The 17,634-nt window shown below is 64.7% G+C and carries 16 protein-coding genes and 1 pseudogene; 10 read left to right on the top strand and 7 right to left on the bottom strand.

What is annotated here, in order from left to right; genetic code table 11:
• Positions 1 to 311 precede the first annotated feature (311 nt).
• Both DBY63_RS20275 and DBY63_RS20280 read right to left on the bottom strand, forming a co-directional pair.
• Positions 312 to 1,043 carry an aspartate/glutamate racemase family protein gene (locus DBY63_RS20275; protein WP_027599521.1) on the bottom strand — a complete coding sequence of 244 codons (732 nt, stop codon included), beginning with the start codon at positions 1,041 to 1,043 and terminating at the stop codon, positions 312 to 314.
• Between the two features lie 7 nt (positions 1,044 to 1,050).
• Positions 1,051 to 1,755: a GntR family transcriptional regulator gene (locus DBY63_RS20280; RefSeq protein ID WP_007158502.1), complete on the bottom strand. Its 705-nt coding sequence runs from the start codon at positions 1,753 to 1,755 to the stop codon at positions 1,051 to 1,053.
• Between the two features lie 297 nt (positions 1,756 to 2,052).
• Here DBY63_RS20280 and DBY63_RS20285 point away from each other — a divergent pair, with 297 nt between their 5' ends.
• The 3 genes from DBY63_RS20285 to miaE all read left to right on the top strand — a co-directional run bounded on the left by DBY63_RS20285 (position 2,053) and on the right by miaE (position 4,756).
• Positions 2,053 to 3,498 (top strand): NCS1 family nucleobase:cation symporter-1, encoded by a 1,446-nt coding sequence (locus tag DBY63_RS20285; RefSeq protein ID WP_108582706.1) that lies wholly within the window; start codon positions 2,053 to 2,055, stop codon positions 3,496 to 3,498.
• Between the two features lie 96 nt (positions 3,499 to 3,594).
• Positions 3,595 to 4,071, top strand: a complete 477-nt coding sequence (locus DBY63_RS20290) for a DUF1289 domain-containing protein (RefSeq protein ID WP_007158500.1) — start codon at positions 3,595 to 3,597, stop codon at positions 4,069 to 4,071.
• A 73-nt stretch (positions 4,072 to 4,144) separates the two neighbouring features.
• Entirely contained in the window at positions 4,145 to 4,756 is a 612-nt protein-coding gene (gene miaE, locus DBY63_RS20295; protein ID WP_161796600.1) for a tRNA isopentenyl-2-thiomethyl-A-37 hydroxylase MiaE, read from the top strand.
• A gap of 6 nt (positions 4,757 to 4,762) precedes the next feature.
• On the opposite strand, the gene DBY63_RS20300 is transcribed toward miaE, so the two are convergent.
• A complete protein-coding gene (locus DBY63_RS20300; RefSeq protein ID WP_007158498.1) occupies positions 4,763 to 5,455 on the bottom strand; it encodes an endonuclease I family protein in 693 nt (230 codons plus the stop codon).
• Positions 5,456 to 5,593: 138 nt separating this feature from the next.
• Here DBY63_RS20300 and earP point away from each other — a divergent pair.
• The 3 genes and pseudogenes from earP to DBY63_RS20310 form a co-directional block, all read left to right on the top strand.
• Positions 5,594 to 6,721 (top strand): annotated as a pseudogene (earP, locus tag DBY63_RS25045) (elongation factor P maturation arginine rhamnosyltransferase EarP); the annotation flags it as partial.
• 48 nt (positions 6,722 to 6,769) lie between these two features.
• Positions 6,770 to 7,336, top strand: a complete 567-nt coding sequence (efp, locus tag DBY63_RS25050; protein ID WP_007158497.1) for an elongation factor P — start codon at positions 6,770 to 6,772, stop codon at positions 7,334 to 7,336.
• 123 nt (positions 7,337 to 7,459) lie between these two features.
• A complete protein-coding gene (locus tag DBY63_RS20310; protein WP_027602189.1) occupies positions 7,460 to 8,200 on the top strand; it encodes a sulfite exporter TauE/SafE family protein in 741 nt (246 codons plus the stop codon).
• On the opposite strand, the gene DBY63_RS20315 is transcribed toward DBY63_RS20310, so the two are convergent.
• Complete coding sequence (locus DBY63_RS20315; RefSeq protein ID WP_007158495.1) at positions 8,201 to 9,052, bottom strand: LysR substrate-binding domain-containing protein; 852 nt, start codon at positions 9,050 to 9,052, stop codon at positions 8,201 to 8,203. It abuts the gene before it with no gap.
• 101 nt (positions 9,053 to 9,153) lie between these two features.
• On the opposite strand from DBY63_RS20315, the gene DBY63_RS20320 reads away from it, so the two are divergent.
• Positions 9,154 to 9,405, top strand: coding sequence for a DUF1127 domain-containing protein (locus DBY63_RS20320; protein WP_052504120.1), 252 nt, complete (start codon positions 9,154 to 9,156; stop codon positions 9,403 to 9,405).
• 33 nt (positions 9,406 to 9,438) lie between these two features.
• Entirely contained in the window at positions 9,439 to 10,638 is a 1,200-nt protein-coding gene (locus DBY63_RS20325; protein WP_108582704.1) for a crosslink repair DNA glycosylase YcaQ family protein, read from the top strand.
• A 22-nt stretch (positions 10,639 to 10,660) separates the two neighbouring features.
• Here the strand turns inward: DBY63_RS20325 and DBY63_RS20330 are convergent, their stop codons facing one another.
• A complete protein-coding gene (locus DBY63_RS20330; protein ID WP_007158492.1) occupies positions 10,661 to 12,007 on the bottom strand; it encodes a 3-deoxy-7-phosphoheptulonate synthase class II in 1,347 nt (448 codons plus the stop codon).
• Positions 12,008 to 12,118: 111 nt separating this feature from the next.
• Between DBY63_RS20330 and DBY63_RS20335 the strand changes: the two genes are divergently transcribed.
• Positions 12,119 to 12,868 carry a spermidine synthase gene (locus DBY63_RS20335; RefSeq protein WP_027602193.1) on the top strand — a complete coding sequence of 250 codons (750 nt, stop codon included), beginning with the start codon at positions 12,119 to 12,121 and terminating at the stop codon, positions 12,866 to 12,868.
• A gap of 282 nt (positions 12,869 to 13,150) precedes the next feature.
• Positions 13,151 to 14,845, top strand: a complete 1,695-nt coding sequence (locus DBY63_RS20340; RefSeq protein WP_007158490.1) for a DEAD/DEAH box helicase — start codon at positions 13,151 to 13,153, stop codon at positions 14,843 to 14,845.
• 221 nt (positions 14,846 to 15,066) lie between these two features.
• Here DBY63_RS20340 and DBY63_RS20345 read toward each other — a convergent pair whose 3' ends face one another.
• Positions 15,067 to 16,311, bottom strand: coding sequence for a serine kinase (locus tag DBY63_RS20345; protein ID WP_108582703.1), 1,245 nt, complete (start codon positions 16,309 to 16,311; stop codon positions 15,067 to 15,069).
• 60 nt (positions 16,312 to 16,371) lie between these two features.
• Complete coding sequence (locus tag DBY63_RS20350) at positions 16,372 to 17,595, bottom strand: serine kinase (RefSeq protein ID WP_108582702.1); 1,224 nt, start codon at positions 17,593 to 17,595, stop codon at positions 16,372 to 16,374.
• Positions 17,596 to 17,634 lie beyond the last annotated feature (39 nt).

Consider the following 17,634-nt stretch of genomic DNA (forward strand, 5'->3'; position numbering starts at 1 on the left):
CGCCCCGAAATGTATCCGGCAGGGTAAGACGGGGGAGGCTGCGGGCAGGACCGCCGTCGCGCCGGACGCATTCCGCTGGAAGCTGTTTTCAAAGTTTTACGCCGGCTGCTGAAAAGCTGATCGGCAGCAGGGCGGTTGATGAGGCCGCCGCTGCCGGATCGCCGGATACTTTGCTCGTGACGCTTTGAAAACAGCTTCGTATCGGACATTGCGCCTATAAGGCTGCCTAATTCTACGCCAAGCCTCGAGCGAAGTTAAGCGCCGCGTTGTCGCATCGCTGCTTAGGCTGATTATACCTTGGCCGCAGGCTGCTACCGGCCCAGGTGCGCGAAGCGTCCGCTGAAGGGTTTGGCGATGGGGTAGGCCAGGTCACCGTGCTTGCTGGTGCCCAGGCCCAAGTCGACCAGGGATTCGGCCAGCTTGACCGCGGCGCTGACGCCTTCGATCACCGGAATGCCGATGGCTTCGCTCAGGGCCTCGCGCAGATCGGCCATGCCGCCACAGCCGAGCACGATGGCGCCGGCGCCTTCCTCGTCACGGGCGCGGCGGCCCTCGGCGGCGATCAGTTCGATCAGGCTGTCGTCGGCGGCTTCCAGGGCCAGCACCGGCAGGTCGATGCAGCGCACCGAGGTGCACAGCTCGGCGAAGCCGTAACGCTGCAGCAGGTGCTCGGCGATGATGCGCGTGCGGGTGAGGGTGGTCACCACCGCGAAGCGGGTGGCCAGCAGGCTGGCCAGGTGAAAGCCGGCCTCGGCGATGCCCAGTACCGGCCCCTGGGCCATTTCCCGCGCGGCCAGCAGGCCCGGATCGCCAAAGCAGGCGATGACGTGGGCCGCGCAGCCGGCCTCGACGCCCTTGCGCATCTCTTCGATCACCCCGACCGCGGCCACGGCCTCGTCGTAGTGACTTTCGATGGACACCGGACCGGCGTCCGGATTGCTGGCGAGAATGGTGGTGCCCGGTCGGGCAATGGCCTGGGCCGCGCGACCGATCTTGGCGGTCATGCTGGCGCTGGTGTTGGGATTGATGACCTGAATCTGCATGGGAGCCTCAGCTGCGTTTGAAGATGCTGCGGAAATCGGGCTCGGCGGCCGTGGGCCGGTCGATCCGGAGGGATTCGCGGATGAGGCGCAGGTGCTGCGCCATCCACTCGCTGGCGGCCGTGCCGTCGCCGCGGGCGAGCAGGTCCAGCAGGTCTTCGTGCTGACCGCAATCGCAGCCCAGGCTGTGCCGCGAGCCATAGATGGCGATCAGCAGCGAAGAGCGACTGGCCAGTTGGGCGACCTGTTCGGTCAGCACCTGGTTGTCGGCCAGGGCGGCGAGTTCGACGTGAAAGCGCGCGGACAGCTGGATCGCCAGGCTGTGGCGGCCGCCATGCTGCGCTTCGTGCTCTTCGAGGCACAGTTGCCGTAGGGGCGCGAGCTGGGCGCTGTCGACGCGGGCGGCCACCAGCGGCATCAGCGCCGGTTCGATCAGTTGGCGCGCGGCGAGGATGTCCTGGGCCTCCTTGGCGCTGGGCTGGGCGACCTGGGCGCCGCGATTGGCGCGCAGGGTCACCAGCCGCTCCAGGGCCAGCCGCTGCAGCACCTTGCGAATGCCGGTGCGGCTGATGCCGAAGGTTTCCGCCAGGGTGTCTTCCGGCAGCCGGGTGCCCGGGGTCAGCCGATGCTCGACGATGGCTTCGAGAATGTCCTGGTAGATCCGTTCGTCCCGGGGCGAGGCGGCAACGGCGAGCGGCGAGGGTACTGCACTCATGGGCTGACTCCGGCGATTTGCCTGAATTGTATACAAAGTCTCGGGCGACGACGATGGGCGAATGCGTTCCGCCCCGTGCGCCAAGGTAGCGCCTGTCTGCCACCAAACGCCCCAGAGAAGTGCATCTGCGGTAACGCCTGCAGGCCTGGGTTAGAGCCTCTTTTCCTCAAAATTCTCTATCGAGCCAGGAGGTTAAGGACATTTTTCGGTAGCTGGCACGTTCTCTGCCTGGTGGATTGTATACAAAACAAGGCGAGCGCCGTATGCAGGTGCTCGCCACCACGGAGGAGGCGATTCATGAACCAGCAGATTCCCCCGGGCTACAGCCCGCGCCTGTACAACGAAGACCTCGGCCCGGTCGAGCAGAAATGGAGCTGGTACAACATCTTTGCCTTCTGGATGAGCGACGTGCACAGCGTCGGTGGCTATGTCTTCGCCGCCAGCCTGTTCGCCCTAGGGCTGGCCAGCTGGCAGGTGCTGATCGCGCTGCTGGTGGGGATCTGCATCGTGCAGGTGGTCGCCAACCTGGTCGCCCGGCCCAGCCAGCAGGCCGGCGTCCCCTATCCGGTTATCTGCCGGCTGGCCTTCGGCGTCTTCGGCGCGAACATTCCGGCGGTGATCCGTGGCCTGATCGCGGTCGCCTGGTACGGCATCCAGACCTACCTGGCCTCCAGCGCCCTGGTCATCGTGGTGCTGCGCTTCTTTCCCGCGCTGGCGGTCTATGGCGACAGCAGCTTCCTGGGCCTTTCCTACCTGGGCTGGGGTGGCTTCCTCACTCTCTGGTTCCTGCAGGCCTGCGTCTTCTGGGCGGGCATGGAGTCCATCCGCCGCTTCATCGACTGGGCCGGTCCCGCCGTCTATGCGGTGATGTTCCTGCTCGCCGCCTGGATCGTCTGGCGCGCCGGCTGGAGCAACATCAGCTTCACCCTGGCGGAAAAGCAGCTGACCGGCTGGGCGGCCTTTGGCCAGGTGATCGTCGCCATCGCCCTGGTGGTGTCCTACTTCTCCGGGCCCACGCTTAATTTCGGTGACTTCAGTCGCTACTGCCGCTCCATGCAGGATGTGCGGCGCGGCAATTTCTGGGGCCTGCCGATCAACTTCCTGGCCTTCTCCCTGGTCACCGTGGTGATCGTCTCCGGCACCTTGCCGGTATTCGGCGAGATGATCCACGACCCCATCGCCACCGTGGCCCGTATCGACAACACCACCGCGGTGCTGCTGGGCGCCTTCACCTTCGTGACCGCCACCATCGGCATCAACATCGTCGCCAACTTCGTCTCGCCGGCCTTCGACTTCGCCAACGTGGCGCCGAGCAAGATCAGCTGGCGCGCCGGCGGCATGATCGCGGCCGTGGCGTCGATCTTCATCACCCCCTGGAACCTGTTCAACAACCCTGAGGTGATCCACTACACCCTGGATGTCCTGGCCGCCTGCATCGGCCCGCTGTTCGGCATCCTGCTGGTGGACTACTACCTGCTGCGCAAGGGCCGGATCGACGTCGATGCCCTGTTCGACGATTCCCCGCAGGGCGCTTACTGGTACAGCGGTGGCGTCAACTGGGTCGCGGTCCAGGCGCTGGTGGCCGCGGCGCTGATCGGGTTGTGCTTCACCTTCGTGCCCTGGTTCAAGCCGATCGCCAACTTCGCCTGGTTCACCGGCTGCTTCCTCGGCGGGCTGTTCTTCTATGCCCTGAGCCGGCGCAGCGCCAGCCCGCTGCCGAGCCGCGGCGTCACCGCGGTGTGATTTGACCTGAGGTTCTGCACGACCGGCGCGGGCCACCCGCGCCGGTCGTTGCCGTTTCCGGCTAGACTAGGCGTTTTGCTCCAAGGCTTGCCGCCCATGCCCGCTCCTGTCATCAAGACGCCCTGCGTCGGCCTGTGCTCGACGATGTTCGGCGACCACGTCTGCCGTGGTTGCAAGAGATTCCACCACGAGGTGGTGAACTGGAATCTCTACGGCGAAGAGGAGCGTCGCGCCGTCTGGGCGCGCCTGGAGCTGCTGCTGGTGCAGGTGGTGTCGGCCAAGGTCGATGTCTTCGATGCGGGGCTGTTGCGCCAGCAGTTGCAGCAGCGCAGCATCCGTTTCCGGCCGGATCAGTCCGAGTATTGCTGGGCCTATCAGTTGCTGGCCCGGGGTGCGCGCCATATCCAGCAGCTGGACGCCTATGGGGTACGCCTCCTGCCGGAATTTCGCGAGCGCCCGCTGGCCGAGTTGCGCGACGCCATCGACCGGGAATTCTTCCTGCTCTCCGAAGCCCACTACGACCGTTACATCGCCCCGCGCTTCCTGCTCGAAGGCGTCGACAGCCGCGTCTGAGCGTCAGCAGGCGAGCGGCGCTGCCCAGGCGCGCGCCTTTCTCTATAATACGCGGCTTTTGCACGGGATTACGCTGATGTCCTTGCCCGAGATGAACGAATTCCTCGGTTGCCGTACGCCGGATGCCTGGGTCGAGGCCGCGCTGCAGGATCTGCCGACGCTGCTGCAGGACCACGCCAACAACGAGAAGAAGGCCGCCGGCGCCGCCTTCCACTATCTGTTCACCTATTCCAATCGCGCCGAACTGTCCTGGAAGATGTCGCGCATCGCCCGTGAAGAGTTGCGCCACTTCGAACAGGTGCTGCAGATCATGAAGCGCCGCGGCATCGAGCATCGCAACGTCAGCTCGGCGCGCTATGCCGGCGCCCTGCGCAAGCTCTGCCGCAACCATGAGCCGCTGAAGCTGACCGACAGCCTGGTGATCGGTGCCTTCATCGAATGCCGCTCCTGCGAGCGCTTCGGTGCGGTGGCGCCCCATCTGGACGCGGAGCTGGGCAAGTTCTACAGCGGCCTGCTGGCCTCCGAGGCCCGGCATTTCCAGGACTATCTCAAGCTCGCCTATCTCTATGGCGAGCGCGATGACGTCGACGCCAAGATCGCCGAGGTTCGCGCCCTGGAGGTGGAACTGATCACCTCAAGCGATAGCGAGCTGAGATTCCACAGCGGTATTCCAACCGCTGCCTGAGTCGCGCTACTTGCAGGCCTTGGTCTGGCCCACGTAGGGATTGCCATGGCCCATGATGCAGGCCAGGCGCTGATTGCGCTGGCGCTCCCAGGCCTCGGGCGGGTACTGCTTGGTCCAGGCGGTGTACAGCTGGCTGTCCTGCTTGGACAGCCGCAGGCCGTAGCGATCGCTCATGTAGAAGTAGGTGCGGGCGACCATGCCGCGGATCTCCGGACGCGGCATGGCGGTCTTGGCCTTGAAGTCCACCACCATCTGGCAGGCGCCGTACTGGCTGGGTTTCTGCGGCAGCCAGCCAAAGGCGAAGTTGCTGCGATCGCCATTGACCTCGCCGACTACCGGCACCAGGTTGAAGAGATCGGCCTCGGCCTTCTGGTACACCGGATCGCTGGCCGTGCAGTTCTTGCGACCGCCTTTCTGCCAGCACTGACGCTGGTGACCGATCACCCACGCCGGCACGATGTGCTCCCACTCGATGCGGCTGGCGCGCTGGGCGCTCTTGCGCGGGACGTAGCCGCAGCTCTTCAGATCCACGGTCTTGCCGCTGTAGTGGCAGCCGCAATAGAAGTCCACGCCCTGCTTGGCATAGACCTTGGTCGCGACCACCTTGGCTTCGCTGAAGGTGCGGGGTGGCTGGGGTGTCGCCAGGGCGCTCAGGGAAGCCAGGCTCAGGCAGAACAGCAGGGCGGGGCGCAACGACATGGAGAATCCGTCCGAAAAAGCGCGGATACTACCGACCCGCCTGGGGGCGCGGTGTGACTGGGTTCACTGGAATCTGCCGCGCATCACCCGCTGGCTGAAGCGAAACACGATTCGATATCAATGACTTAGAGGTATGGCATGGCAGCCTGGGACATCTTCTGCACAGTGGTGGACAACTATGGGGACGCGGGTATCACCTGGCGTCTGGCCCATCAGCTGGTCGCCGAGCATGGACAGCAGGTCCGCCTCTGGATCGACGACCTCTATCCCCTGGCGCGGATCCAGCCGGGGGTCGATGGCACGGCCGAGCAGCAGTGGCATCGCGGGGTCGAGGTACGCCTCTGGCATGCCGACTGGACGCCGGCCGAGCCGGGCGACGTGGTGGTGGAGGCCTTCGCCTGCCAGTTGCCGGAAGGCTTCATCACCGCCATGGCGGGGCGCGCCGAGCGACCGCTCTGGCTCAATCTAGAATACCTGAGCGCCGAGGAGTGGATCGAAGGCTGTCACGCCCTGCCGTCGCTGCAGCCCACCGGGCTGAACAAGTACTTCTTCTTTCCGGGCTTTACCGCCAAGGTCGGTGGTCTGCTGCGCGAGCGAGACCTGCTCGAGCAGCGGGACGGCTTCCAGCAGGCGGCCGCGACGCGGGACGATTTCCTTGCCGGGCTGGGTGTCCACCGGCAACCGGGCGAGCGCCTGTTCTCGCTGTTCGCCTACGAGAATCCGGCGCTGATCGACTGGCTCGACGCCCTGAGCGCCGGTAATCGACCGACCTGCCTGCTGGTGCCGGAGGGGCGCGTGCTGGCCAACGTCGCCGCCTGGCTGGGCGTCGACTGGCTCAAGGCCGGCGACAGCCACGGCCGTGGCGCGCTGCGGGTGCAGGTGCTGCCCTTCGTCTCCCAGCAGCAATACGACCGCCTGCTGTGGTGCTGCGACTTCAATGCCATCCGCGGCGAGGACTCCTTCGTCCGCGCGCAATGGGCCGCGCATCCGTTCGTCTGGCACATCTATCCGCAGGAAGAGGACGCCCACTTCGTCAAGCTCGAGGCCTTCCTGGCGCGCTATGTGGCGTCCGGCACCCCTGAACTGGGCGCGGCGGTCAGTGCCCTGTGGCTGGCCTGGAACGGTCGTGGCGACCTGGCTGCGGCCTGGTCGGCGCTGGACGCACAGGTCGAAAACTGGCGTCTGCTGGCGCGTGACTGGAGCGATCGGATGGCTTCTCACAGCGATCTTGCCGCCAGCCTGGTGCATTTCCATACAGATTGGCTATCATATGGCGCCTCGAAATCCCGTTCTTCCATCCATACGGATAACCGCATGAAAACCGCACAAGAGTTCCGTGCCGGCCAAGTGGCCATGATCGATAACGCTCCCTGGGTCATCCAGAAAGCTGAATACAACAAGTCCGGCCGTAACGCTGCAGTGGTCAAGATGAAGCTGAAGAGCCTGCTCTCCGGCAGCGCGACCGAGACCGTCTTCCGCGCCGACGACAAGCTCGAGCCGGTGATTCTGGATCGCAAGGAAGTAACCTATTCCTACTTCGCCGATCCCCTGTACGTCTTCGTCGACGCCGACTACAACCAGTACGAAGTGGAGAAGGACGACCTGGGCGAAGCCATCGCCTTCATCGAAGACGGCATGACCGACGTCTGCGAAGCGGTGTTCTACAACGACCGCGTCATCTCCATCGAACTGCCCACCACCATCGTGCGCCAGATCGCCTACACCGAGCCGGCCGTTCGCGGCGACACCTCGGGCAAGGTCATGAAGACCGCTCGCCTGAACAACGGCTACGAGCTGAAGGTCTCCGAGTTCTGCGATATCGGTGACCACATCGAGATCGACACCCGTACCAACGAGTACAAGTCGCGCGCCAAGGTCTAAACCAGGCGTCTCGACCAGAAAGCCCGGCTTGCCGGGCTTTTTGCTGTCTGGGCTTTCGCCGCAGGCCGGCCTGGCCGGTCTCTCCAAATCCGTTCGCCGCTGGATAGAATTGCCGTGGAATCGCTGTTTACCTTGTTGATCGATGTCGTCCTCGGGGCGGTGCTGGGTGTGGTGGGTGGGCTGTTCGGCATCGGCGGTGGCCTCATCGCCATTCCGGTGCTGGCGCTGCTGTTCGGCCTCGACCAGCAACTGGCCCAGGGCACCGCCCTGGTGATGGTGGTGCCCAACGTGCTGCTGTCGGTCTACAAGTACAACCAGCGCAACCGCATTGATTGGCAGCGCGCCGCCTTGCTAGCGGGCGCGGGCATGGTCTCGGCCCTGGTGGGCACGGCACTGGCGGTCTCCCTGGACGCCCGCTCCATGCGCCACGGCTTCGTCGGCTTCCTGCTGCTCCTTGTGCTCTACAACCTCTGGCAACTCTATCGCCGTGGCCAGCCACCGCTGACCACGCCGAGCCGTCTGGGCCTTGGCGTGCTGGGGCTGGTGGCGGGACTGGTCGGTGGGCTGTTCGGCGTCGGCGGGGCGGTGATCGCCACGCCCATCCTGGCGGGCGTGATGGGGCTGACCCAGGTCGCGGCCCAGGGTATGTCCCTGGCCATGGCGTTGCCCACCACGGGCGTCACCCTGGCCAGCTATGCCTGGCATGGCGAAGTGGATTGGAGCGTCGGCATTCCTCTTGCCATCGGCGGCCTGCTCAGCGTCAGCTGGGGCGTGAAGCTGGCCCACCAACTCCCCGAGCGGTTGTTGCGCCTGCTGTTCTGCGGCTTCCTGCTGCTCTGTGCGGTGCTCTTGGCGCTGCGCTGACTACTGCCGAAAGCCCTCGGCGATATGCTCGGCGAGGGTGTCGATGATCGGCGAGGCGCTGCGTGGATTACGCAGCAGTTCGATGGAACAGGAGGGCAGGTCGGGCATGCCGTCGGCTTCTCCCAGCCGGCGCAATTCGCTCGGCAGCAGGCTCTCCAGCTGCGCGGTGACCGCCAGGCCTGCCTTGACGATGCCCAGCAGCGCGGCAAGGCTGGGGCTGCTGTAGGCCAGGCGATAGCCACGGTCGCGATTGTCCAGGGCGCGGCGGGCCCATTCGCTGAGAAAGCAGGAGGTATTGAACATCGCCAGCGGCAGCGGATCGCGCTGGTGAATGTCGAACCCGGGTGCCTCGGCCCAGACGAAGCGTTCCCGCCGCAACGGCAGACCGATCTCGTTGCCCGGTTCGCGGGTAACGATGGTCAGATCCAGATCCTGGCGCTGCAGCAGACCCGCGGTGGGCTCGCAGTGGACATCCACCTGCACCAGCGGGTAGGCCTTGGCGAAGCCCGCAAGGATGCCCGGAATGAACCTCATGACGTAGTCGTCAGGGGTGCCGATGCGCACCGTCCCCACCATGTGCGGCTCGCGCAGGGTGGTCATCACCTCCCCATGCAGCTTGAGGATCCGCCGAGCGAAGCCCAGCAGGACCTGGCCTTCCGCAGTCAGACGCACCTGGCGGCCGTCACGCTCGAACAGTCGCCGCTGCAGCACGTCCTCTTCCAGCTTGCGCATCTGCATGCTCACCGCCGACTGGGTGCGGTTGACCACCTCGGCCGCGCGGGTGAAGCCGCCCTGATCGGCGATGGCGACAAAGGTGCGCAGCAGATCGGTCTCTATGCTGGGGTAGTTCATGGCATCAGCTCGGTGAATGGATCGCATCAGAAAGATTCGTTGGATTGATGTTAATCCGGCTTCCAGACTTGAGCCATACCCTCTGGAGAAGGAGATGCACCATGGCTCAGCTCATAGCTCACCGAGATTCGTCCGGGCGTTCCCCTGGTGTTGCGGGCGTCACCTCTCGTCTGCGGCAGGTCTGGGCCTGGTTGCGGCGGGCAATAGAGGTCTCCCGCCAACGCCGAGCGCTCTATCGGCTGGATGAAGGTGCGCTGCACGACCTTGGCCTGAGTCGCGCCGATGCCTGGCAGGAGGCCGACAAGCCGTTCTGGCAGCAGCCCGCGGAGGAGCGCCGCCGCCGATCCTGCTAGGGTGAAAGATCCCTTCCTCTATCAGGAGCTCGGATGGACAGCCTTTCCCTGCGCGAGGCCCGGCGTCTGGCCTTGCGCGCCCAGGGTTTCGGTAATCAACCCAAGGGTGGCGCGGGTCCCGCCGCCCTGTATCGCCAGGCCGCACGGCTGAACGTGCTGCAGATCGATTCGGTCAATGCGCTGGTGCGCTCCCATTACCTGCCGCTGTTCAGCCGTCTCGGCCACTATGCCTTCGCCGATTTCGATGCCCTGGCCTGGGGCCAGGGGCGCAAGCGCCAGCTCTATGAATGCTGGGCCCACGAGGCTTCGCTGGTGCCGGCCGAGGTCTGGGCCGAGCTGCGCTGGCGGCGCGATCAGGCGCGCCAGGGCATCGGCATCTATCGGCAGCTGGCGCGTTTCGCCGTCGAACAGCCGCAGGTCGTCGCCCAGACCCTGGAGGCGGTGGTGCAGCGCGGTGCCCTGGGCGCCGGCAGCCTGGCCAAGCGGGTCGAGCAGGCCGGTCCCTGGTGGGACTGGAGTCCGGGCAAGCTGGCGCTGGAGTGGCTGTTCGCCGCCGGTGAGGTGACGGTGGCCGGGCGGCGCGGCTTCGAGCGCCTCTATGACCTGCCCGAGCGGGTGCTTCCGGCGGAGATCCTCGCGGCGCCGGCTGTTGCGCCTGAAGCCGCCCGCCGCGCCCTGCTGCTGCGCAGCGCCCGTGCCCTGGGCGTGGCGAGCGAGGTCCAGCTGCGTGACTATTTTCGTCTCAGTCCGGCCGAAGCTCGCCAGGGCCTCGCCGAATTGCTGGAGGAGGGCAGTCTGCAGCCCCTCCAGGTGCAGGGCTGGTCGAAGCCGGCCTATGTCGCCGAGACGCGCAATCCCGGGCGCCCCGTGCGCGCCGCGGCGCTACTGTCGCCCTTCGATTCGCTGGTCTGGGAGCGTGAGCGCACCGAGCAGCTGTTCGGCTTTCGCTATCGACTGGAGATCTACACGCCGGCGTCCAAGCGGGTCTACGGCTACTATGTGCTGCCCTTTCTCTACCGGGAGCGGCTGGCGGCGCGGGTGGATCTGCGCGCCGAGCGGGCGCAGTCACGGCTGGCGGTGCATGCCGTGCATCTGGAGGCGGCGGGGCTCGATGACGAGGGGCTGGACGCCCTGGCGGGGCAGTTGCGTGCCCTGGCCGACTGGCTCGGCCTCGCCGACCTGCAGTTGCACGGGCCGGCGGACGTCTTGCGCGAGGCGGTGGCGCGGCACTAGGGCGCGCCGCGCCCTCTCTGCCTTAGCGGCGAATGCCCTTGAGCGTCTCGGCGATCATGAAGGCCAGTTCCAGGGACTGGTCGGCATTCAGGCGCGGGTCGCAATGGGTGTGGTAGCGATCGGACAGGGCGTCTTCGGTGACCGGGCGGGCGCCACCGATGCATTCGGTGACGTTCTGGCCGGTCATCTCGATATGGATGCCGCCCGCGTAGGTGCCCTCGGCCTGGTGCACGCCGAAGAATTCCTTGACCTCGCCCAGCACGCTGGCGAAATCCCGGGTCTTGTAGCCGGTGGACGCCTTGATGGTGTTGCCGTGCATGGGGTCGGAGCTCCACAGCACCTGGCGACCCTCGCGCTCGACGGTCTGGATCAGGCGCGGCAGGTGATCGCCGACCTTGCCCACGCCCATCCGCACGATGAGGTTGAGGCGACCCGGATCGTTCTCGGGGTTGAGGGTGTCGATCAGGCGGATCAGGTCTTCGCTGGTAGTGGAAGGACCGACCTTGACGCCGATGGGGTTGTTCACGCCGCGCAGGAATTCGACGTGGGCACCGTCGGGCTGGCGGGTGCGGTCACCGATCCAGAGCATGTGCGCCGAGCAGTCGTACCAGTCACCGGTCAGGCTGTCGCGGCGGACGAAGGCTTCTTCGTAGTTGAGCAGCAGCGCCTCGTGGGCGGTGAAGAAGTTGGTTTCCTTGACCTGGGGCGCGGTGTCCAGGCCGCAGGCACGCATGAAGGCTAGGGTCTCGTCGATGCGGTCCGCCAGCTGGTGGTAGCGGTCGGCCAGGGCCGAGTTGGCGATGAAGTCCAGATTCCAGCGATGCACCTGGTGCAGATCGGCGAAACCGCCCTGGGCAAAGGCGCGCAGCAGGTTGAGGGTCGCGGTGGACTGGTTGTAGGCCTGGATCAGGCGCTGCGGGTCGGGGATGCGGCTGCCTTCGGTGAAGTCGATGCCGTTGACGATGTCGCCACGGTAGGCCGGCAGGGAGACGCCGTCCTGGACCTCGTCGCCGGAGGAGCGCGGCTTGGCGAACTGGCCGGCCATGCGGCCGACCTTGACCACCGGGCAACCGGCGGCGAAGGTCATGACCACCGCCATCTGCAGGAGCACCTTGAAGGTGTCGCGAATCTTGCCGGCAGAAAATTCGAAGAAGCTTTCCGCGCAATCGCCGCCCTGCAGCAGGAAGGCCCGGCCCTGGGTGACCTCGGCGAACTGCCGGCGCAATTCGCGGGCCTCGCCAGCGAACACCAGCGGCGGATAGCCGGCCAGGGTGCGCTCGACATCGGCGAGACGGGCTTTGTCGGGGTATTCGGGCTGTTGCTGGATGGGCAGGCCTCTCCAGCTGGTGGGGCTCCAGGGCGCGGACATGATTCTCTCTGAGGGTGCGATGAAGCCGTCCATGGTAACCGATAGCGGCGGCATGGCTCGATAGACAGTGCCCATCGCGGCTACCATGGGCGGCTATAGAGGAGGGTGGTGATGGTCGAGACGGAAGTGTTGCTGGAAGAGGTCGTCGATGACCATGGCCGGATCCGGGTGGTGGAGGTGGGGCCTTATCGCTTCCTGGAGTTTGGCGAGGAGGTGGAGCAGAGCTGCGTCTTTACGGCGGACCCCGCCTGGCTGGAATACGACTACAACCGCGCCATGCTGCTGGGCGCGCTCTGCCACCCGCAGCCGCGGCGAGCGCTCTTTCTCGGCCTGGGCGCCGGCACCCTGACCCAGGCCTGCCTCAAGTGGCTGCCCCTGGAGGCGGTGGAAGCCCTGGAGCTGCGCCCCGCGGTACCGCGCCTGGCACGCCAGCATCTGGGCCTCGACGAGGACCCGCGCCTGGCCATCCGCATCGGCGATGCCCTGGACCTGCTCGACAGCGCGGCGCCTGCCGATCTGATCTTCGTCGACCTCTATACCGATGTCGGCCCCTCCAGTGCGCACCTGGCCTGGCGCTTCCTGGAAAATTGCCAGGCCAAGCTCAACCCCGGCGGCTGGCTGATGATCAACCAGTGGAGCGCCACCGACGGCAAGCCCCTGGGCGCCGCACTGCTGCGCGGCCTGTTCCGCCATCATTACTGGGAGTGCCCGGTGGTCGAGGGCAATGTCATCCTGCTGGTGCCGGCCAGTCTGGAGCAGGAGCTGGACGAGGCGGGCACGCGGCAGCGCGCCCGGGAGTTGACCCCGCGGATAGGCTTCGATGTGGAGGCCTATCTGGACAACCTGCGTGCGGCAACCTGACCACAAAAGTAGACCAAGGTTCTCTGGAGAAATGTCCAGGGTTCGGGTATCATTCGCCCCGGTCTTTTTGACCTTCCGTTCAGGAACTGCATTTTCCCGGTCCGCCGCCATGGCCACACCGGTCGTGCGTTCGCCCGACGGCGAACAATCCTAGACGCTTCACCCCTTTTTCATCCGCTATTTCGCAAAAAGCTCACACCTTGGCTGCCTGGGCGACTTCGGTCATTCGGATAAGCGCAGCTCTTGGCTTTGGGGTCTTTGCGAAGCACACGAGGCAAGACAATGACCCAGGACACCAGCGGTTTCGCTGCGCTCAATCTCAATCCCGCCATCCTCGCCGCCATCAAGGCCGTCGGCTACGAAGAGCCGTCGCCCATCCAGTCGCAGTCCATCCCGGTGATTCTCTCCGGCCACGACATGATCGGCCAGGCCCAGACCGGTACCGGCAAGACCGCAGCCTTCGCTCTGCCGCTGCTCTCCAAGCTCGACCCGTCCCGCCGCGAACCCCAGATTCTGGTGCTGGTTCCCACCCGTGAACTGGCCCTGCAGGTGGCTACCGCCTGCGAAACCTATTCCACCGAGATGCCCGGCGTGAAGGTCGTGGCCCTCTACGGCGGCGCGCCCATGGGCCCGCAGCTGAAGTCCCTGCGCATGGGCGCCCAGGTTCTGGTCGCCACCCCCGGTCGTCTGTGCGACCACCTGCGTCGCGACGACAACCTGCTGGCCACCGTCCAGCACCTGGTGCTCGACGAAGCCGACGAGATGCTCAAGCTGGGCTTCATGGATGACCTCGAATTCATCTTCGAAGCCATGCCGGAATCCCGCCAGACCGTGCTGTTCTCGGCGACCCTGCCGCCGTCGATCCGCGCCATCGCCGAGCGTCACCTCAAGGAGCCGCAACACGTCCGCATCGCGGCCAAGACCCAGACCGTCGCCCGCATCGAGCAGGCGCACCTGATGGTCCACGCCGACCAGAAGCCGGCCTCGGTGCTGCGCCTGCTGGAAGTGGAGAACTTCGACGCCCTGATCGCCTTCGTGCGCACCAAGCAGGCGACCCTGGACCTGGCCGAGCTGCTGGAGCGCCAGGGCTATCGCGTCAGCGCCCTGAACGGCGACATGCCCCAGGCCCAGCGCGAGAAGACCATCGAGTCGCTGAAGGATGGTTCGCTGGACATCGTGGTCGCCACCGACGTCGCCGCTCGCGGCCTGGACGTGGCGCGCATCACCCACGTCCTGAACGTGGACATGCCCTACGATCCGGAATCCTACGTGCACCGTATCGGTCGTACCGGCCGTGCCGGTCGTGAAGGTCGCGCGCTGCTGCTGGTCACCCCGCGCGAGCGCCGCATGCTGCAGGTCATCGAGCGCGTCACCGGTCAGCGCGTCGGCGAGATCCGCCTGCCCGACGCCGAAGCCGTGCTGGAAGCCCGTATCTCCCGCCTGGCCGATGGCGTGGGTTCGCTGCTGGCCGATGCCGACACCACTCACGGCGCCCTGCGTCAGGAGCTGTGCGAGCGTCTGCAGTGCGATCCCTCGACCCTGGCCGCGGCCCTGCTGGCCAAGCTGACCAGCGGCCGCGCCCTGGACATCGAGTCGGTCCGTCGCGAGCAGCCGCTCACCCCCGGCGCCGGCCGTGGCGAGCGTCCCCGTGGCGAGCGCAGCGAGCGGGGCGATCGTCCCGAGCGTGGTGAGCGTCCGGACCGTGGCGAGCGTCGTCCGATGCAGCCGCTGCCGGAAGGCCGCGTGCGCTGCCGCACCGCCCTGGGCGCCCGTGATGGCGTCGCCGCCAAGAACCTGCTGGGTGCCATCATCAACGAAGGCGGCATGGATCGCGAGGCCATCGGCCGCATCCAGATCCGTGACTCCTTCAGCCTGGTGGAGCTGCCCGAAGAAGGCCTGGAGCGTCTGCTGACCAAGCTCAAGGACACCCGCGTAGCCGGCAAGGCCCTGCGCCTGCGTCGCTATCGCGAGGATTGATCCCTAGGCTTTTGCCTGGCGATAAGAGGCCCCGGCGCTGTAAGGCGTCGGGGCCTTTTTGTTGCGCAGGACGCCTGGTACGACCAACCTGTGCTCACGCGCGTATACGCACGGGTCGCCGTTTTCCCCCCTTGCAAAGGGACTGGTAGGCCGCCAAATCCGCGGGAACGGTCTCAGGCAAGAACGGTGAGAGGAGCGCGGATTGCGAGCGCTGCTAAGGGCTAGCTGCCTCTGACAGCGAGATGTACCTGGTAATGTTCCAGAACGTACTGGACGTCTTCGGCGACTCTTCGCCGCTCGCCACAGAATACGAAAGTACCCAGGCCATCCTTGTGGCAGAAAAAGGCACCCGAAGCTATGTCTCCCGGACGCGGTAGGGTCTTCATGCTCAATGTCGGAAGGCTTTCGATCGCTGCGAGCGTCAGGTGGGAGACATGGAGCGTTTCGCGGGACAGGTGCTTTTTCGGAAACATCATATAGGCCCAGGCTTCGCAGCGGCGGCTGGCCTGCAGGGATTCACAGAGGCCAAGTTGCAGGGCCAGGTGAAGCAGGCGCAGATCCAGGCCATGAGCGAACGCTATCATCTCGGTCGTATGTCCGCCGCCCGGGCGGAAGGCGATTTCCAGCAGTTCCAAACCAACGCCTGCGTCGCCGAAGGCTTCGATGTGATAGACCCCGTCCGGGCAATCGAACGCAGCTATCACCCGTTCGGCGAAGGGACGCCAGAGCGCCTCGAGATCCTCTTGGGGAACTGATAGATACCCCAATGGTTGCTCGGCAAGGTAGTCGATGGGTTTCCCCAGGTATTCACCGGTACTGAGGAACGCCAGTTGCTTGCCGAGAACGATGGCATCGAGTTGATACAGAGGCTGGCTGTTATAGGTTTCGATGATGTACTGGTGTTCGCTCATGTCCTGGTAGCTGTCACCCGTATCGCGGGGGAGGCCGGAGAGCTCGCGGGCATCGGTGATGATCCTGACCCCCACGGCGCCCGCCAGCGATCGGGGTTTCAGAATGACCGGAAGGGTCGCGGCGCCGCTTTTCAGCTCGTCGAAGGTGACTTCCTTGGCGGTGGGTATGTTGAACAGCTGGGCGATCTGTTTCATCCGCTTCTTGTCGCGAAAGCGCACAGCCATATCGAGCGTAAGCCCCGGCAAGCCCCAGCGTTCGTTGGCCCATGCCGCGACGTGCACCGCGAATTCGTCATTGGGAAGGACTGCGGTAATGGCGTAGGTGTCGGCGATTCGATCAAGGACGCTGTCAATTTCGCCATGGACGGCGAAGTCCCGGACCAGGAAGGTGTCGCTCCGCACCAGTTCCGCTCCAGCCTGGCCCAGCAGGTCCTCCAGGAGGTAGACGAATGTCCATCGCGCTAGCTCATAGGTGTCCCTGAGTCTGGCGACCACCTTATCGACATCCAGTTCGGAGGAAATGATCAATAGGGTGTTGGGCTGGTCAATTCTCATGATGAACGGGGCCTTTGGTCGTGGCGGATATCTGTGGGAGCAGCGGTCCCAGGCCGCTATCTACGGTTCAGCGTCAACAGCGACGCTGTAATGCCTGTTCAGGTAGTCGATGTCCTGAAGCACGAGATCGCGATCGCCGCAAAAGACGAATGAGCCCAGCGAGTCCTTGTAGCAGTAGAATTCTCCCGAAGCGACGTCGCCGGCCTTGGGTATCGAATGGGTGCTAAGCGTTGGCAGATTTTCCAGGGGTGGTAAGGCCACCTCTGTGACATAAAGCGGTGTGAGGGAAAGGTGCTTTTTAGGAAAGGTCATATAGCCAAAGGCTTGGGCCTTCCGCTGGATATCTAGTGAAGGTTCCAAGCCCAGTTGTGCCGCGAGATGGATTAGCTTCAGGTCCAGCCCGTAGACCATCTCTATCATCTCGACAATGGCCGCGCCGCCAGGTCGATAGGCGATTTCCAGCAGTTCTGCGCCAGCAAAGGCCTCTATGTGATAGACCCCGTCAGGCGCGTCAAAGGCGGCTATCACGGATTCGGTAAAATGGCGCCAGATATCCTCGATCATCTCCTCGGGAACCGCTATCACGCCGACCGGTTTTTCCTGCAGGAAATCCATGGGTTTGCCTAGATATTCGCCGACCGATAGGAAGGCCAGTGTTCCTTTACGGACGATACAATCAATATGGTAGATGCAGGCTGGATTATAGGTTTCGATAAGATACTGATGTTTGCTCATATCCTGATATTCAGGGTTCGAATCGATATCGATGGACGACATTTCGTCTGCTTCGGTAATGATCCGGACGCCTTGAGCGCCCGCCAGCGAACGCGGTTTGACGATGATGGGAAACTGCACCTGCCCAAGCTTGATTTCATCGAGCGTTATTTCTCTGGCGGTCCTGATTCCTGCGCGCTGAGCGATCTCTTTCATTTTTTTCTTGTCGCGAAACCTTTGCGCCTCTTCTCGGGTGATGCCTGGAAGTTGCCAGCGCTCATTTGCTGAAGCGGCTACGTAGAGCGAAAATTCGTCGAAAGCCACCGCGGTAGAAATGCTGTAGTGGCGAGCTATCTTATCAAGCGCTGCCTCTACCTCGGTGGCAATGGCGAAGTCAGAGACGAGAAAGTTTTCCGGGCGTTCCAATTCCTCTCGCGCCTCGCCCAGATAATCCTCCAGCAGGAAGACGAAACTCCAGGTCTGCAGGTCATACTTCGCCTTGAGCGCCGCTACGTTCAAGGCGACATCCAGGTCGGAAGAAACGATCAGTACCGTATGTTCGAGCTGCATTTCCAAATCCTGTCATGCTTGCGGCTATTGGTGCGCGCA

Origin of the sequence: Pseudomonas sp. RIT411, assembly GCF_003057735.2 — a bacterium.
GTDB lineage: Bacteria > Pseudomonadota > Gammaproteobacteria > Pseudomonadales > Pseudomonadaceae > Chryseomonas > Chryseomonas oryzihabitans.

Coding starts and splice junctions, on each gene's coding strand:
- DBY63_RS20275 (WP_027599521.1), bottom strand. CDS start 1,043: ATGCAGATTCAGGTCATCAATCCCAACACCAGCGCCAGCATGACCGCC.
- DBY63_RS20280 (WP_007158502.1), bottom strand. CDS start 1,755: ATGAGTGCAGTACCCTCGCCGCTCGCCGTTGCCGCCTCGCCCCGGGAC.
- DBY63_RS20285 (WP_108582706.1), top strand. CDS start 2,053: ATGAACCAGCAGATTCCCCCGGGCTACAGCCCGCGCCTGTACAACGAA.
- DBY63_RS20290 (WP_007158500.1), top strand. CDS start 3,595: ATGCCCGCTCCTGTCATCAAGACGCCCTGCGTCGGCCTGTGCTCGACG.
- DBY63_RS20300 (WP_007158498.1), bottom strand. CDS start 5,455: ATGTCGTTGCGCCCCGCCCTGCTGTTCTGCCTGAGCCTGGCTTCCCTG.
- efp (WP_007158497.1), top strand. CDS start 6,770: ATGAAAACCGCACAAGAGTTCCGTGCCGGCCAAGTGGCCATGATCGAT.
- DBY63_RS20315 (WP_007158495.1), bottom strand. CDS start 9,052: ATGAACTACCCCAGCATAGAGACCGATCTGCTGCGCACCTTTGTCGCC.
- DBY63_RS20320 (WP_052504120.1), top strand. CDS start 9,154: ATGGCTCAGCTCATAGCTCACCGAGATTCGTCCGGGCGTTCCCCTGGT.
- DBY63_RS20325 (WP_108582704.1), top strand. CDS start 9,439: ATGGACAGCCTTTCCCTGCGCGAGGCCCGGCGTCTGGCCTTGCGCGCC.
- DBY63_RS20330 (WP_007158492.1), bottom strand. CDS start 12,007: ATGTCCGCGCCCTGGAGCCCCACCAGCTGGAGAGGCCTGCCCATCCAG.
- DBY63_RS20335 (WP_027602193.1), top strand. CDS start 12,119: ATGGTCGAGACGGAAGTGTTGCTGGAAGAGGTCGTCGATGACCATGGC.
- DBY63_RS20340 (WP_007158490.1), top strand. CDS start 13,151: ATGACCCAGGACACCAGCGGTTTCGCTGCGCTCAATCTCAATCCCGCC.
- DBY63_RS20345 (WP_108582703.1), bottom strand. CDS start 16,311: ATGAGAATTGACCAGCCCAACACCCTATTGATCATTTCCTCCGAACTG.
- DBY63_RS20350 (WP_108582702.1), bottom strand. CDS start 17,595: ATGCAGCTCGAACATACGGTACTGATCGTTTCTTCCGACCTGGATGTC.